At 63.3% G+C, this 379-nt stretch carries 1 protein-coding gene; it reads right to left on the minus strand.

Annotation, left to right across the window (positions count from 1 at the left end; translation table 11 throughout):
• Positions 1-169 precede the first annotated feature (169 nt).
• A partial coding sequence (locus ACFR99_RS00005) for a helix-loop-helix domain-containing protein (RefSeq protein ID WP_390283065.1) occupies positions 170-379 on the minus strand: 210 nt, incomplete at its 5' end.

Here is a 379-nt window from a genome sequence, read left to right on the forward strand (position 1 = left end):
AGGAAGCCCCTCCCTCAAGGAGCGAGTGCAAGCGAGCGAGTAGGGTGGGGTAGTTCACAACGGCATGTGAGTACAAAACCAACATAGTTCGGCACCATCGTTAATGCGAAATCCGTGACATTCAGCGACGGCGGCACGCTGCAGCCAGCATCGACAGCACGCCGCCGTGTCAGTCCCTCGAACCAGCTGGTTCGGACCCCCCATCCCTCCCTTCGTCACCGTCTCGCTTCTCCTCGTCCCGACTCGGCAATCGCTCGGAGAGCCGGTCGAAGCGTTCCTGGATCGACTCACGGCGGTTCCGTTCGGCGTCGGCGCGATACGTCGCCTCGAGCAGCCGCTCCTCGTCCCGGTCGACCGTCACCTCGAAGACGGCACCCTC

The sequence above is a fragment of the Haloarchaeobius amylolyticus genome (assembly GCF_042678045.1).
Lineage (GTDB): Archaea > Halobacteriota > Halobacteria > Halobacteriales > Natrialbaceae > Natrinema > Natrinema amylolyticus_A.